General features: G+C 64.4%; 17 protein-coding genes. 8 read left to right on the forward strand and 9 right to left on the reverse strand.

Annotation, left to right across the window (positions count from 1 at the left end; translation table 11 throughout):
- Positions 1-795 (reverse strand): LysR substrate-binding domain-containing protein (locus ACK41U_RS03015; protein WP_409675736.1); only part of this gene is annotated, 795 nt, incomplete at its 3' end.
- Between the two features lie 87 nt (positions 796-882).
- Between ACK41U_RS03015 and ACK41U_RS03020 the strand changes: the two genes are divergently transcribed.
- Positions 883-1,029: a transposase domain-containing protein gene (locus ACK41U_RS03020; RefSeq protein ID WP_409675739.1), complete on the forward strand. Its 147-nt coding sequence runs from the start codon at positions 883-885 to the stop codon at positions 1,027-1,029.
- A 36-nt stretch (positions 1,030-1,065) separates the two neighbouring features.
- Here the strand turns inward: ACK41U_RS03020 and ACK41U_RS03025 are convergent, their stop codons facing one another.
- The 5 genes from ACK41U_RS03025 to ACK41U_RS03045 form a co-directional block, all read right to left on the reverse strand.
- On the reverse strand, positions 1,066-1,398 hold the full coding sequence (locus ACK41U_RS03025; protein ID WP_409675742.1) for a type II toxin-antitoxin system PemK/MazF family toxin: 333 nt from the start codon (positions 1,396-1,398) through the stop codon (positions 1,066-1,068).
- Positions 1,389-1,607 carry an antitoxin MazE family protein gene (locus ACK41U_RS03030; RefSeq protein ID WP_409675744.1) on the reverse strand — a complete coding sequence of 73 codons (219 nt, stop codon included), beginning with the start codon at positions 1,605-1,607 and terminating at the stop codon, positions 1,389-1,391. The genes ACK41U_RS03025 and ACK41U_RS03030 overlap by 10 nt, the downstream gene beginning before the upstream one ends.
- 182 nt (positions 1,608-1,789) lie before the next feature.
- On the reverse strand, positions 1,790-2,128 hold the full coding sequence (locus tag ACK41U_RS03035) for an SDR family oxidoreductase (protein ID WP_409675747.1): 339 nt from the start codon (positions 2,126-2,128) through the stop codon (positions 1,790-1,792).
- A gap of 76 nt (positions 2,129-2,204) precedes the next feature.
- Positions 2,205-3,233: an L-idonate 5-dehydrogenase gene (locus ACK41U_RS03040; RefSeq protein ID WP_409675750.1), complete on the reverse strand. Its 1,029-nt coding sequence runs from the start codon at positions 3,231-3,233 to the stop codon at positions 2,205-2,207.
- On the reverse strand, positions 3,233-4,183 hold the full coding sequence (locus tag ACK41U_RS03045; protein WP_409675753.1) for a 2-hydroxyacid dehydrogenase: 951 nt from the start codon (positions 4,181-4,183) through the stop codon (positions 3,233-3,235). The genes ACK41U_RS03040 and ACK41U_RS03045 overlap by 1 nt, the downstream gene beginning before the upstream one ends.
- Before the next feature lie 106 nt (positions 4,184-4,289).
- Between ACK41U_RS03045 and ACK41U_RS03050 the strand changes: the two genes are divergently transcribed.
- From ACK41U_RS03050 to ACK41U_RS03065, 4 genes are all read left to right on the forward strand, one after another.
- Positions 4,290-5,045: an SDR family oxidoreductase gene (locus ACK41U_RS03050; RefSeq protein ID WP_409675889.1), complete on the forward strand. Its 756-nt coding sequence runs from the start codon at positions 4,290-4,292 to the stop codon at positions 5,043-5,045.
- Complete coding sequence (locus ACK41U_RS03055; RefSeq protein WP_409675756.1) at positions 5,045-5,539, forward strand: gluconokinase; 495 nt, start codon at positions 5,045-5,047, stop codon at positions 5,537-5,539. The genes ACK41U_RS03050 and ACK41U_RS03055 overlap by 1 nt, the downstream gene beginning before the upstream one ends.
- The gene (locus ACK41U_RS03060) at positions 5,536-5,751 is read left to right on the forward strand and encodes a hypothetical protein (RefSeq protein ID WP_409675759.1); all 216 of its coding nucleotides are present in this window, start codon (positions 5,536-5,538) and stop codon (positions 5,749-5,751) included. The genes ACK41U_RS03055 and ACK41U_RS03060 overlap by 4 nt, the downstream gene beginning before the upstream one ends.
- A 166-nt stretch (positions 5,752-5,917) precedes the next feature.
- A complete protein-coding gene (locus ACK41U_RS03065; RefSeq protein ID WP_409675762.1) occupies positions 5,918-6,913 on the forward strand; it encodes a LacI family DNA-binding transcriptional regulator in 996 nt (331 codons plus the stop codon).
- A 36-nt stretch (positions 6,914-6,949) separates the two neighbouring features.
- On the opposite strand, the gene dctP is transcribed toward ACK41U_RS03065, so the two are convergent.
- The 3 genes from dctP to ACK41U_RS03080 all read right to left on the reverse strand — a co-directional run bounded on the left by dctP (position 6,950) and on the right by ACK41U_RS03080 (position 11,332).
- The gene (gene dctP / locus ACK41U_RS03070) at positions 6,950-7,423 is read right to left on the reverse strand and encodes a TRAP transporter substrate-binding protein DctP (RefSeq protein ID WP_409675765.1); all 474 of its coding nucleotides are present in this window, start codon (positions 7,421-7,423) and stop codon (positions 6,950-6,952) included.
- Between the two features lie 72 nt (positions 7,424-7,495).
- Complete coding sequence (locus ACK41U_RS03075; protein WP_409675768.1) at positions 7,496-10,168, reverse strand: HAD-IC family P-type ATPase; 2,673 nt, start codon at positions 10,166-10,168, stop codon at positions 7,496-7,498.
- Between the two features lie 471 nt (positions 10,169-10,639).
- Positions 10,640-11,332 (reverse strand): GntR family transcriptional regulator, encoded by a 693-nt coding sequence (locus tag ACK41U_RS03080; RefSeq protein ID WP_409675771.1) that lies wholly within the window; start codon positions 11,330-11,332, stop codon positions 10,640-10,642.
- Between the two features lie 189 nt (positions 11,333-11,521).
- On the opposite strand from ACK41U_RS03080, the gene ACK41U_RS03085 reads away from it, so the two are divergent.
- From ACK41U_RS03085 to ACK41U_RS03095, 3 genes are all read left to right on the forward strand, one after another.
- Positions 11,522-13,225, forward strand: coding sequence for a thiamine pyrophosphate-binding protein (locus tag ACK41U_RS03085; RefSeq protein ID WP_409675774.1), 1,704 nt, complete (start codon positions 11,522-11,524; stop codon positions 13,223-13,225).
- 49 nt (positions 13,226-13,274) lie between these two features.
- Positions 13,275-14,255, forward strand: coding sequence for a tripartite tricarboxylate transporter substrate binding protein (locus ACK41U_RS03090; RefSeq protein WP_409675777.1), 981 nt, complete (start codon positions 13,275-13,277; stop codon positions 14,253-14,255).
- Positions 14,256-14,356: 101 nt separating this feature from the next.
- A complete protein-coding gene (locus tag ACK41U_RS03095; RefSeq protein ID WP_409675780.1) occupies positions 14,357-14,857 on the forward strand; it encodes a tripartite tricarboxylate transporter TctB family protein in 501 nt (166 codons plus the stop codon).
- Positions 14,858-14,859: the final 2 nt, after the last annotated feature.

Raw genomic sequence — 14,859 nt, forward strand, 5'->3', positions numbered from 1 at the left:
GTTGGGGGGGGGGTTGTTATCCCGCCGTGCGTCGGGCGCCCGCCGCATGACCGCCAGGGCCGCTGAAGATGGCAGGATCGTGCAGCCAAGTCCCTCGACCAGCGCGTTGGACAGGATCGAGATCGATTCCGTTTCCGCCACCACCTTCGCCGTTGTTCCGACCCGCGCCAGTGTCGTGTCGATGAGCTGACGGATCGTGTGGATCTGGCTGGGCAGAACCAGAGGGTGCGAAACCGCCTCGGCGAACGAGATCTCGCCATTGTCGGGCGCTTGCAGACCGGTGCCGACAAAGAACAATTCTTCAGTGCAGATCGGTTCAAAGATCAGACTGGGGATCTCGCCGGGATCGAATATCAGAGCGGCGTCCATCCTGCCTGTCATGATCTGTTCGCTGATCGCCCCACCGCCGACAGGCTCATTGATGTAAACCGAGATTCCCGGATTTGTCTCTCGGACTTTCTGGATCAGCTTGGCCGCCACCAGCGAACCCAGCCCAAGGGGTGCCAGCCCGATACGGACGGAGCCGGTGATCTCTTCGGACGAGGTGGCGATATCGGCCTCGGCCTGGCTCATCTGCCGCAAGAGCATCTGACAATGCTTGTACAGAACCTTGCCCGCCTCGGTTGGGATGACACCGCGTTTTGACCGCAGCAGCAGGGGCTTGCCGAAATGCGCCTCCAGCGCCGCGATCTGCTGGCTGAGTGCTGGTTGCGCGATGTGCAGGATCGCCGAGGCACGGGTGATACTGCCGATATCAACGATTTTTACGAAAGCGTTAAGCCGCCTGATGTCCATTATGCGCGACCTCTGCACAGGTGTGTCGTTTCAGATGATAGCTTCAGCTGGTATCCCTTGCACCAGTTCATAAGGAAACGCGATGACGTGAATGCCGAGACCTTCCTGACCGGCTTCGATGGCACCCTCCAGATCGACGGTTATCTGAAGGCCACCCTCACGGCGATCGCCAACGGCCATCCACAAAGCCGCCTCGATGGCCTGCTGCCGTGGAACTTCAAGCCGTCAAGCTGAGCCGACAGCGGGGCCAGCGACCGCTTATGCTGTGCTTCACCCTGCCACGCCGAGAAACAAGGCCAGCGCGCGGCTGACACCGATCATGGCAAGATCATCGAGATGGCCGAAGGAAGGTCCGACCTTCTCCGTCTTCACTGTCATCGGCTTGTCCAGCATGATCTGCGATGGCGTGCGAAGCCCGTTGTCGGGCGATGGCCTGACCGTCGGGCGGAGTAGCGGCGCGTCGATCAGAGTCGACGTCAGAGGCAGGATCACCACTGAGCCTAGACCATTGAATTGATCCGCCTGAATGATCAGAGCCGGGCGCGGCTTGCCATAATCACCCTGAAGAGCAATCGTCACAAGATCGCCACGCCTCACCGCCACTCATCCAGATCCTTCAGGGCCACATCCATGAACTCCGTCAGGTCGGCGTCAGTCCGATCCGAGGCGGCAATCAGCGCGGCCTGCCGCTGGCACTCTGCAGCGAAGCCCGGGCGGCGAGTATCCGGCACCCAGATTTGAACAGGGCGCAGGCCCGCAGCGCGCATGGCCTGCCGGCGCTTCTGGACACGTTCCGAAACGGAGCTTGACATAGTTGGTCTCCTTTCTGTTACATGTAACGTAAGAATTGCTCGATTTCAAGCCCGGGCGGAGCGGTCGCTTGCGGACAAAGGCGGCCGATCCCTCTTTTTCTCAACCGTTACCGCCCCCTCGCCTTCCCTCGCAGATCCTTATGAATATCAGCATTTTAGCACAGATTCCTGAAAATCTTTGCTCATAGGTGGCTGCAAGAAAAACCCTCGTTCTTTCTGATAGTGTTGCAACTGCCGTAATCGCCCCAAGCCAGATCCCCGATCTCGGTTGCGGGCAGGCTGACCCCCGCAGTGTTGAAGACAAGATCCAGGCGCCCCCACCGGTCGTGGATCGCGGTATACATCTGATCGACGGCTTGGGGATCGGCGACATCACAGCTCAGGGCCCAGGTGCTGTCGGGGTCTTCCGCCGCCGCCTTGTCCAGCTTCGTCTGATCGCGGCCGACCAGAACAACGAAGTAGCCCGCACGAACCAAAGCTTTTGCCGTTGCTTTTCCGATCCCCTGGCTGGCGCCCGTCACAAGAGCGATCTGTCGATTTTCAGGTATAGTTCCTCCTTATGGATGACTGTGAAGGAACAGAGTGCTGCCCGGTCGTTCAAAACACGATCTGTACCTTCATTGCCTGACTACGGTCGGATGCGAGTGCAAAGCCCTCGGCTGCGCGATCCAGCGGCAAAGTATGGCTGATGAGCAGCGACACGTCGACAAGCCCCTGCTGCATGAGAGAGACACCGGTTGCGAACTCGTCATGGAAGCGGAACGAACCGCGGAGGTCCAACTCTTTTGCAGTGACGGCCATCATTGGCACTGTCATGTCTCCGCCCAGGCCCAGCTGCAACACGATGCCGCGCGGACGCATTGCCGCGATCCCCGCCGCCAGCGCGGGCTGCGCGCCCGAGCATTCGTAAAGCACGTCGAAATGCCCCTTATCTGCCGCGTAGACCGCCAGGCCATCCTGGTCACTGGCCAGGTTGACCGTCACATCAGCGCCAACCTGCCGTGCAAGGCCAAGGGTGAAATCCGACAGATCCGCCGCGACAACCTGCTGGGCACCTGCCCGCCGCGCCGCCAGAATGGACAACAGCCCGATGGGCCCACAGCCGGTCACCAGAACCCGCGCACCCAGCATGTCGCCGGCGCGCTTTGTGGCGTGTAGCGTGACGGCCAAGGGTTCGGCCATGGCGGCTTGTCCCGGCGTCAAGCCGGTCGCATCGACGCATTGGGCCGCATCCGCCACCAGCAATTCCCGGAATGCGCCCTGGACATGCGGGAAGGGCATGGCCGAGCCATAGAAGCGCATGTTCAGGCAATGGTTTGGAAGACCTTGATGGCAGAACCGACAATCGCCGCAGGGACGCGAGGGCGACACCGCGACCAGCTGGCCCGGTGCGAACCCTGTGACACCCTCGCCCAAACCCTCGACATGTGCCGACGCCTCATGGCCAAGGATCATCGGTTCTTTCAGGCGCACCGCGCCGAAACCACCGTGGTTGACGTAGTGCAGATCGGACCCGCAAATGCCGCCCATAGCCAAGCGCAGCAGGATTTGCCCTGGGCCCGGGGTTGGATCAGGGCGATCCTCGATGCGCAGATCCTGTGCAGCGTGAATGACGAGTGCTTTCATCACACGACCTCCGTCAGCAAGGGGTGGCCAGCAAAATGCGCGGCCAGGTTGTCGCGCAGCAGCTTGCCCATGGCGTGCCGCGTCTCATAGGTGCCCGATGCATGGTGCGGCTGCAGCAGCACATTTTTCAGGGTAAGAAAGCGGGGGTTCAGCGCCGGCTCGCCCTCGAACACATCCAGCGCGGCCGCGCCAAGGCGGCCCGCTTCCAGCGCATTCAGCAGAGCCTCTTCGTCTATATTGGAGGCGCGCGAAATGTTGATCAGCAGACCATCCGGGCCAAGCGCCTCGATCACTTGTTGGCTGACGATATGGCGGGTGGCGGCGGACGCGGCCAGCGTTACGAACAGCACGTCAGATTGCGCGGCCAGGGCCACCGCGTCGGACACGAACTGCCAGTCGGGATGAGCATGATCGCGCGGCGCCAACTCGCCATAGCTGATCTGCATGTCAAAGCCCTGCAGGCGCTTGGCGACCTCGAAACCGATGCGGCCGAGGCCCAGAATGCCAGCACGCTTGCCCCAGACCCGCCGCTGTAGCGGATAAAGACCCTTTTCCGCCCAGGATCCGTCACGGACCCAAGCCTCGGCCCCGATCATGCCGCGCGACTGAACCAGCATCATCGCGACGCCCAGATCGGCCACATCGGCGGTCAGCACATCGGGGGTGTTGGTCACGCGGATGCTGCGTGCCTTGCAGGCCCCCAGATCGACCGCGTCATAACCCACCCCATAGACGCTGATGATTTCCAGTTGGGGGCAGGCGGCGATCATCGCTGCGTCGGCGCCCAGCTCGCCTCGGGTGGCGATGCCGCGGACATTCGGTCCATGCTCGGCAAGGAAAGCCATGCGATCGGGTGCCTCGAACAGGCGGTGCATGGTGAATTGTGCGTCCAGTGGGCCTTGATCCCAATCAGGATATGGGCCGGTCTGCAGGATTTCAGGCTTGGTCATCATTCCTCCGGCGGTATGGCTTGACAGTATTTGGTATCGATACCATAACCGGATCCACAAGGGACTGTCGAGTGACAAACGAACGCGGACCAGAACGGAGGACACCATGAGCCAAGGACTTTTCGATCTGACCGGGCGCCGAGCGCTGGTCACCGGATCTTCGCAGGGCATCGGGCTTGCGCTGGCGCGCGGGCTGGCAGATGCGGGTGCGCAGATCGTGCTGAACGGGCGCGATGCGGACAAACTGGCGAAGGCCGCGCAGACGATCCCCGGCGCGCAAGTCCTGCCGTTCGACGTGACCGACCATGCTGCCGTTCGCGCGGCTGTCGACGGTTTCGAGGCCGAGCATGGACCAATCGACATTTTGGTCAACAACGCTGGAATGCAATTCCGAACCGCGTTGGAGGACTTTCCGGCCGACGCGTTCCAGCAGCTGCTGCAGACAAATGTGGCGTCGGTCTTCAACGTGGGCCAGGCGGTGGCTCGCCACATGATCGGGCGCGGAGCGGGGCGGATCATCAACATCGCCAGTGTCCAAACGGCGCTGGCCCGGCCCTCGATCGCGCCCTATACGGCGACCAAGGGAGCGGTCGGCAACCTGACCAAGGGCATGGCGACGGACTGGGCACGACACGGGTTGAACTGCAACGCGATCGCGCCGGGCTATTTCGACACACCCCTGAATGCCGCGCTGGTCGCCGATCCTGAATTCACCACCTGGCTGGCAAAGCGCACTCCGGCCGGACGGTGGGGCCGGGTCGAGGAATTGGTGGGGGCTTGCGTGTTCCTGTCCTCGGAAGCCTCCAGCTTCGTCAACGGCCATGTGCTGTATGTCGATGGCGGCATCACGGCGTCTCTTTGATGCTGCGCGTCGTCATCATGGGGGTTTGCGGGACCGGCAAGACCAGTGTCGGCCTGGCGCTGTCCGAGCGTCTGGCCATTCCGTATCTGGACGGCGACGACCTGCACCCGGCGGCGAATGTTGCGAAAATGGCGGCGGGCATTCCGCTGACCGATGATGATCGCTGGCCTTGGCTGGTCAAGGTGGCCGCGACGCTGGCCGAGAGGGCGCCAGTCATCATCGGCTGCTCAGCCCTGCGCCGTGCCTATCGCGACCGGTTACGGGCAGGGGCGGGGGGGGCGGTGCGATTTCTGCATCTGACCGGACCGCGCGCGGTCATCGCCGCCCGCATGGCCGGGCGTGCGGGGCATTATATGCCGCCGGCGCTGCTGGACAGCCAGATTGCTACATTGGAAACCCCGTCTGCGGCCGAGGCCGTGCCGCTGGACATCACGCAGCCGCTGGACAGGCTTGTCGATGCCGCAGCGGCTGCCCTGAAAAGACAATCTACATGACCCAGACCATCGCTTTGATCGGTGCGGGCGCGATGGGCGGCGCCATCGTCACCGCCAGCGCGGCCGAGGCCGCAGAGGACGCGCAGGCCGTGATCCTGCCGCTGAACGCGCCGTGGATCGTGCGCGCGGTGATCCTGGCCATCAGCTATCCCGATCTGGCAGCGGTCGACACCGCCCTGGCCAGCCCTGCACGGACGCGCGCGAAGGCCTAAACCGAAGCCATTCGGGCACGGTTCTTCGACCGGCGCATTCATCACCACATCACCCCTGCCCATGGTCACGATCTGACAGCTTGAAATGCCTGACGATCGCGGTCTAGTGGCGAAAGCCCGAACATCGCCCCGAAAGCCTTTGCCCTTGTCCCGTCGCGCCCCCACCATGATAGACATCGCCCGGTTGGCTGGCGTGTCGCCGATGACCGTCAGCCGCGCCTTCAAGAATGACGGCACTGTCAGTGAAACCTCCAAGACCGCGGTCATGAACGCGGCCGAGGAGCTTGGCTATGTTTTTGACAGCACCGCATCCGCGCTGCGCTCGCAGCGATCGGATTTCGTGGCGGTGACGATCCCTTCGATCAACAATGCCAACTTTGCTGATACGGTGCGCGGCCTGTCGGACGGTCTGCGCGCGCGGGGGTTGCAGATCCTGCTGGGCTATACCGATTACGACGTGCAGGCCGAGGAAACCCTGATCGCCCAACTGCTGCGCCGCCGCCCCGAGGCGATGGTCGTCACCGGCGGCACCCATACCGACCGCACCCGCGCCCTGCTGGACAAGGCCGCCATTCCGGTGATCGAGATCTGGGATCTCCCGGCTCGCCCCATCGGCCATGTCGTGGGCTTTTCAAACGCCGCCGCCATGGCCACGCTGGTCGATCATCTGGTGGCCCTGGGGCGCAGGCGCATCGCGTTCATCGGCGGCGATGCGGCACGCGACACGCGCGGCACCGACCGGCGGCGGGGCTTCGTGGCCGCAATGCAGCGGCATGGGCTGGACGCCTCGCGGCTGGTCGATGCGGGTCCGCCGCCGATTTCGATGGCCGAGGGGGCGGCGGCAATGGCCGATCTGCTGGCGCGTCTGCCCGATACGGATGCGGTGGTCTGCGTGTCGGACCTGTCGGCCTTTGGCGCCTTGACCGAATGCCAGCGACAGGGGGTCGATGTGCCGGGGCGGGTGGCCGTGGCGGGGTTCGGCGATTACGAGATCGCGGCGATTTGCGTGCCACCCTTGACGACCGTGAACCCATTTCCCTACCGTATCGGCAGCGAGGCCGCGTCTGTGATCCTGCAGGCGCTGGACGGCAAACTGGCGCAGCCCGCCACTCTGCGCATTGCCCCGGAACTGCTGATCCGCGTCAGCAGTGCGGGGGCGTAAGACGACCGGGGCGGCAATCCGTCCCGGTCGCATGTCTCATTCGCTTGTTATTGCGGATACGTCCGCATCGCCATTGGCCTGAACATCGCTGTCCCAGACCGGGCGCACCGCCTCCTGGAAGGCTGCCGCGTTCACGTCGCGATTGATCTGCATCCCTTTGGATTCCAGATCGGCCAGCATCTCCTCTTCGCGGTCCTGGGCCGGGCCGCGCTGCATCTCGACCGCCTCGGTGGCGAGCTCCATGATCAAGGCCCGCTGATCCTCGGGCAGGCCGTTGAGCTTGTTCAGGTTCATGGCCAACGCCAGTGCGGAATAGGCGCGCCCGGTCAGGGACAGATAGTCCTGCACCTCTTCGAACTTGAAGCTTTGCACGATGCCCACCGGGTGATCCTGCGCATCGACCATGCCGGTCTCCAACGCTGTGTACAGCTTGGCCACCGGGATCTGCCGGGGCGTCGCGCCCAGCAACTGGAACATGTCCGACAGCGCCTTCGAGTTGTTCACCCGCATCTGCAACCAGTTCCATCTCAGGACCCCCTGGATAATGCTGGATCGAGCTTCACGCGTTAGGGGCCATTCTTGCTACGTCCTCAACTCCAGCCTGCGGCGGATCTGCTTTTCGATTTCGACGAAAACACAGAGAAGCGCTGCGATGCCAAGGATCAGCAGCCAGTCGGCGCCCGACATCGACGCTGTTCCAAAAACCGTCTGGGCCAGCGGCAGGTAGGTCACCATGATCTGTGCTGGCACGATGATTGCGACGGCGATCCAAACGGCCCGGGTCGCGCGGATCGAGGCCCAATTCAGCGAGCTGCCAAAGCTTGTCCTGATCAGGAACAGATAGGCGATCTCCAGCATGACCACCGTGTTCATGGCCATGCTCTGCGCCAAGGCAATGTCGTGGCTCCGGTCCAAGGTGTGAATGAACACGCCAAAAATCGCGGCGACGAACAGGATTGCCACGAAGCAGACCTGCCAGACCAGCGCGCCCGTCAGCAGGCCGGCATGGCGCGGACGGGGCGGGCGGCGCATCGTGTCGCCCTCGGGCGTCTCGAAGGCCAGCGCCAGCCCCAGGGTCGTGGTGGTGATCAGGTTGATCCACAGGATCTGCACGGGCGAGATCGGCAGGGACATGCCCAGCAGCAGCGCCAGAATGATCGTGCCAGCCTCGCCTGCATTGGTGGGCAGGGTCCAGGAAATGACCTTGCGGATATTGTCATAGACGGTCCGCCCCTCGCGCACCGCCGCCACGATCGAGGCGAAGTTGTCGTCGGCCAGCACCAGCTCGGCAGCTTCCTTGGCGGCCTCGGATCCCTTGACCCCCATGGCGATGCCGACATCGGCGCGTTTCAGCGCGGGTGCGTCGTTCACGCCGTCCCCGGTCATCGCGACGGTCAGCCCCTGCGCCTGCAAAGCCATCACCAGCCGCAGCTTATGCGCAGGAGAGGTGCGCGCGAAGATGTTCGTGTCTGTGACCGCGGCGGTCAGGGCGTCATCGTCCAGCCGGTCGAGATCGGCCCCCGTCAGCACCGCGCCGGGGTTGACCAGCCCGATCTGCCGCCCGATGGCGGCGGCGGTCCCGGCATGATCGCCGGTGATCATCTTGACCACGATCCCGGCGGCGTGACTGTCGGCGACGGCCCGGATAGCCTCGGGGCGGGGCGGGTCGATCAGGCCGACCAGCCCGATCAGTGTCAGGTGGCCGTCCAGATCGGCAGGGCGCAGTGCCGCGTCGGGTGCGTGGCGCAGCGCCAAAGCCAGCACCCGCTGGCCCTGTGCAGCGATGCGTTCCGCCTCGTCCTGCCAGAGGCTCTGGTCCAGCGCTTGTGGGCCGTCCGGACCCGCCTGATCGGCGCAGAGCGACAGCACCCGCTCGGGCGCGCCCTTGACCAGGACCAGACGCTGCCCCTGCGGCCCGGTGACCGAGACGGCCATGTAACGGTGGACGGCGTCGAAGGGGATCTCGTCCTGACGGGTCCAGCCCGTGATATCGGTGCCCGTCTTCGCGGCCAAGGCCAGCAACGCCCCCTCCATCGGATCGCCCGCGACCTGCCAGCCGTCCGCGGTCTGCGACAGATCGGCATTGTTGCAAAGCGCGGCGGCAAGGCCTGCCTCCTGCAGGGTGTTGGCATCAGGCGCGGGACGGATGGCGCCTTCCGGGGCATAGCCCAGCCCCTCGATGTCGAACCGGCCTGCAGAGGTGACGATCTGGGCCACCATCATTTCGTTACGGGTCAGCGTGCCGGTCTTGTCGGTGCAGATGACCGAGACCGCGCCGATCGTCTCGATCGCGGGCAGGCGGCGGACGATGGCGTTGCGGCGCGCCATGGTCCGGACCCCGACCGACAGGGTGATGGTCATCACCGCCGGCAGCCCCTCTGGGATGGCCGCCACCGACAAGCCGACCACGGCCATGAACTGATCGGCAAAGGCGATGTGTTCCATGAAATAACCTGCCAGCAGCAAGACCCCCGCGACCAGCAGGATCAACAGTGTCAGCCAGCGCGCGAACCGATCCATCTGGGCCACAAGCGGCGTGGTCAGGACCGTGACCTCGCTCAGCATGCCGCTGATCCGACCGATCTCGGAGGCGGCCCCGGTCGCCATCACCGCGCCGCGTCCGGTTCCGGCAGCAATCAGCGTGCCGCTGAAGGCCACACCCATGCGGTCGCCCAGGGGGGCGTCGGCATCCACGGCATCGGTGGATTTGTCCACGGCCATCGACTCGCCGGTCAGGATCGCCTCCTGCACCTGCAGGCCGCGGACTTCGATCAGACGCAGGTCGGCGGGCACCTTGTCGCCGGGCTCCAGCAGCACGATATCGCCTGGCACCAAAGCCTCGGCGTCGATATCGATCCGACGTCCATCGCGCAGAGTTGAGGCATGGGGGGCCAGCATGGACCGGATCGCCGCCATCGCCGTCTCGGCGCGACCTTCCTGGACAAATCCGATGACGGCATTGACGACGACGACCGCAAGGATCACCCCCGTATCGACCCAGTGTGCCAACGCCGCTGTCACCACGGCGGCGGCGATCAGGACATAGATCAGAACGTTGTGGAAATGCGCCAGAAACCGCAGGATGGCGGGGCGGCGCGGGGCGGCGGGCAGACGGTTCGGCCCGTGCCGGGCCAGCCGGGCGGCTGCCTCTGAGGATGACAGCCCCTCAGCCGTGGTGGTCAAGGCGGCAAGCGCCGTATCAACCGGCGATGCGTGCAAATCAAGACTGCCGGTCCTGTCCGTCACGTCGTTCATGTCCGTCTCCTGTTCAGGCGCGCCCGTGACGTTTCCTTATTCCTGAATGTCGCATGACGGCCTGATGTGCATCAGTCCGGACCTGTGCCGCTGCGTCTGATCTGCCCCTGCACGCCGTTTCAGGCAGCACTTGAATGGGCGCTGTTGCGCAAATCGGGTAAAGGCCGCAGTTCCCCTTCGGGCGCAGCAGATAGCCGGGCATGATTGTGACATCGGCAGTCGCGACGGAATCGGCCAGATTCCGGGCCGAGGGAACATCCGGCGCCATCGGTTTGGGACGTGCGACGGAAGAACCCGGCAATTGACGGCAACCGGACCGGGCAGCAAGAAACGAGATCCAGCGATCGCGCAGCCGAAGCGGCAGCTCTTTCTGTCCCTGCTGACCACATAGGAGGATCTGTGACGCGGCACGCCCCGCCCTCACGCTCTATTGGAGTTGTCTGAACGGGATCCGGCGCACCGATAACAGGGTCAGATGTCCTGGGGGACATATATCAGCGAAAAGGCACGCTTGACGTTGTTCGTCACCTCGCTCAACCGCTCTTCAATGTGGTCGCGCACCTGTTGCGAGGCCGCGGCCCGGTCGCGGGCGCGCATCGCCGCGACGATCCGTTCATGTGACCGGTTGTCCAGATCCTTCCCGCCATGCTGCTCGCTCATGGCCTGCAGGTCGATCAGGCGGATATAGTGAATCCGGGCGTTGATGTTTTCCAGCATTTTCAACAACTCGGCATTGCCCGAAAGCTGCGCCAGCCGCAGGTGGAACTCCTGATCCTGCCGGACCAGTTCGACCGGTGAGGTGCCGGGGCGATAGGTGGCACGGGCGTCGCGGATAAAATGTTCCAGCTCGGCCAGAGCCGCATCGCTGGCGCGGTCTGTCGCCAGGCGCACCGCCTCGGATTCGATGGCGGCGCGGGCCTCGTACAGGTTGCGGATTTCCAGAGGATTCAGCGACCGGCAGAAAAATCCCTGTCCGCTCTGATAGGTCAGAAACCCCTCGGAGGCCAGCCGGTTCAGCGCCTCGCGCAGCGGCGTGCGGGACACATCAAGGCGGACTGACAGCTCGCTTTCGTTGATTCGCTCGTCAGGTTTGAAGTCGAACCGGGCGGCCATCTCCTTGACCTTGCAGTAGATGCCGTCCGATCTGGTGGCGCTTTTCGTCATATCTGACAGTACCTTGCAGCTTTGCTTGGGCGATGACGCCGGAATGCCCGATCTTATACCCTTTTCCGCATCGTGGGAAAGATGTTGCAGACCTTCCTGGATAATGGTCTGTATACAGCATCAAACACAATTATGCGTTCCGGTAGCTGACCGCCGACAGAACGCAGGAACGGCAAGGGGCACGCGACCATGACGGCACAGACGGGCAAGACGCAGAACGGCGCGCAGGCGATGGTGCGGATGCTGCAGGCGCATGGGGTCAAACACATCTTCGGGCTGTGCGGGGATACGACGCTGCCCTTTTATGACGCGATGCGGGGCCTTGATCACGGCATCACCCACGTCCTGACCCGCGACGAACGCAGCGCGACCTATATGGCCGATGCCTATTCGCGCGTGACCGGGCGGGTGGGCGTGGCCGAGGGCCCCTCGGGTGGCGGCGCGACCTATATCCTGCCCGGGCTGATCGAGGCGTCGGAAAGCTCTTATGCGGTGCTGGGGATCACCACGGATGTCTCGGTGGCCTCATATGGCCGCTATCCCCTGACCGAGGTGGATCAGGAGGCGCTGATGCGGCCCCTGACCAAGTGGAACACCGTCATCCGGCGCGCCGATCACATTCCGCGCATGGTGCGTCAGGCGTTCCGCGCCATGACCACAGGCCGGTCGGGGGCGGCGCATCTGGGTCTGCCCTATGACATCCAGTATGACGCCGTCCCCGAGGCCGAGATCTGGGCCGATCCGGCGCTGGCCCGCTATCCCGCCTATCGCACGGGACCCGAGGACGGCGCGATCCGGGCCGCGGCCGAGGCGATCCTGTCGGCCCACAGGCCGGTCATCGTCTGCGGCGGCGGGGTCGTCATCGCGGGCGCGATGGAGGAACTGGACCGGCTGGCCACGCGGCTGGACATTCCGGTGGCCACCTCGATTTCGGGGCAGGGGTCGCTGGCGGAAACCCATCCCAATTGCGTCGGCGTCGTCGGCTCGAACGGCGGCACGGATGAGACATGGGAGGCGATGGCCGGGGCCGATCTGGTGATCTTTCTGGGCTGCCGGGCGGGGTCGACCACGACCTCGCGGTGGGAGGCCCCGACGGCGGGCACCCGCGTCGTGCAGTTCGATGTGGACCCGATGGTGCTGGGCGCGGTCTATGAGATCGAGGTGGGCGTGCCGGGCGATCTGTTGCTGTCGCTGACGGCGCTGAATGCGGAGCTGGACCGGCGCGGGCAGGGGGCCGCGACCTTCGGCGGTGCGGCGGCGGTGGCCGATATCCGCAAGCGCAAGTTCGACCGCTTCGCCCAGCTGGCAGACAGCAACGAGGCCCCGATCCGGCCCGAACGCATCATCGCCAGCCTGCAAAAGGTCCTGCCCGAGGATGCGACGGTCGTGTCCGACCCCGGCACCTCGTGCCCCTATTTCTCGGCCTATTACACATTGCCGCAGAAGGGCCGTCACTTCATCACCAACCGCGCGCACGGAGCCCTGGGCTATTCGCTGTCGGCCTCGCTTGGGGCGTGGTTCGGGCGGCCCGCCTCCAAGGTCGTGGCGCTGATGGGCGACGGGTCCTTTGGCTTCACCGTGGGCGAGCTGGAGACCGTGACGCGCTGCCGCGCGCCGATCACCTTTATCGTGTTTTCCAATGCGAACTATGGCTGGATCAAGGCCAGCCAGCATGATGACTGCGGCCAGCGCTATTACAATGTGGAATTCAACCGCACCGATCAGGCGGCGATTGCCGCCGCCTATGGGGTGAAATCCTGGCGGGTCGAGGACCCCGACAAGCTGGAAGGTGTCCTGCGCGAGGCGGTTGCGCATGACGGACCCACGCTGGTGGACATCATCTGTCAGCCTCTGGAAGAGGCCCGCGCCCCGGTGCGTCGCTGGATGGGCTGATCAAAGACGAGACCAGAACAAGAAACGAACCAACAAGGAGATCACGCAGATGACACCGATCACCACCTTCAGGGCCGGTCTGCTGGGCGCGGCGCTGCTGCTGCCGCTGGCGGCGCAGGCGCAGGATTACCCGCAGCGCGACATCATGCATATCATGCCCTGGGCTGCGGGGGGCGGCACGGATACCGTCATGCGCAGCTTTCTGAATTTCGCCGAAGCGCCGCTGGGTGTCGGCATCAACACCCAGAACATTCCCGGCGCGCAAAGCGGCGTCGGCACCATGCGTCTGATGCGCGCGCGCCCCGACGGCTATACCATCGGCTCGCTGACCTGGGACAGCGTCATCACCGTGCCGCAATTCGACCTTGTGCCCGGCTATCACACGGAAAATCTGGCCTATATCGGTTCGGTCACGGTTCATCCGACGGCATTGGTCGTACGGGCGGATTCGGACTGGACCACGCTGGATGAATTTGTCGAGGCCGCCCGCGCCGCGCCGGGACAGCTGACCATCTCGAATGTCGGCAGCGGCGGCGTATGGCATCTGCCCGCGCTGGATTTCGCCGATGTGGCGGGCATCGAGGTGCGCCATGTGCCCTATCCCGACGGGTCCGGCAGCCAGCGCGAGGCCCTGCTGAGCGGCGAGACGGATGCCGCCAGCCTGTCGGTCTCGGCGGCCTATCCGGCGATCCAGTCGGGGGATCTGCGCGTGCTGGGCGTGATGGCCGAGGAACGCAGCGCCGATGTGCCCGACGTGCCGACCTTTCAGGAGGCCGGGTATGATGTGATCTGGGGCAGTTTCCGCCTGCTGGCCGCCCCCGCAGGCACTCCGGACGAGGACATCGCCACACTGGCCCGCGCCTTCGAGACGGTTTTTGAGAACCCCGAATTCCAGGCGCTTGCGGAAAAGACCGCGATGGGCCCGCTGTGGATGGGGCCGGAAGAGACCGCCGCCTATGTCGCCCGCGCTCAGGAGCGCGCCTTTGGTCTGATCGAAAGCCTGGTCGAGCAGGGTCTGCTGGAGGACTAAGGCAGGGTCTGCGGGCACCCGCCGCAGGCCGGTGCCCGCATGGCGTCATCTGACAGGGGATGTGACCCGTGCTCTTCCGGGTCCGGACAGGGAATTCGCGCATGTCGCAATACCGTTTCAACAGACCAGCCGCCTTTGCGACCTTTCTGATCGTGCTGACCACGATTTATGCCAGCCAGATCCCGCAGCTGGGGATGCCCTTCGCACGAGACGGCGAACCGGGGCCGTCCTTTCTGCCCGTGGCGCTGAGCCTCTTCATGTATGTGGCGGGCCTGCGGATCCTGTTCACCGAAGTGACCACGCAGGCTGCCGGGACCGAAGCGCCGCCCGGATCAGAGCATGTGCCGCGTCTGGCACAGACCGGCCCGCTGGTGGTGCTGGTGCTGACGGTGCTGTACCTCGCGGCGTTTCCCTGGATCGGATATTTCGCCAGCACGGCGGTCTATTCGCTGCTGATGGCATTGTTTTTCAACTATGAATCGACCGGCGATCTGAGGGACGCGGCATGGAAATCGGCTCTGACGGCGGTGGCGATCACGGCCTTTGGCTGGTTGTTCTTCGTGCGGCTGTTCGGATTGTTCCTGCCGGTCTGGGGAGGCTGAGG

Source organism: Paracoccus sp. (in: a-proteobacteria) (genome assembly GCF_046289755.1).
GTDB lineage: Bacteria > Pseudomonadota > Alphaproteobacteria > Rhodobacterales > Rhodobacteraceae > Paracoccus.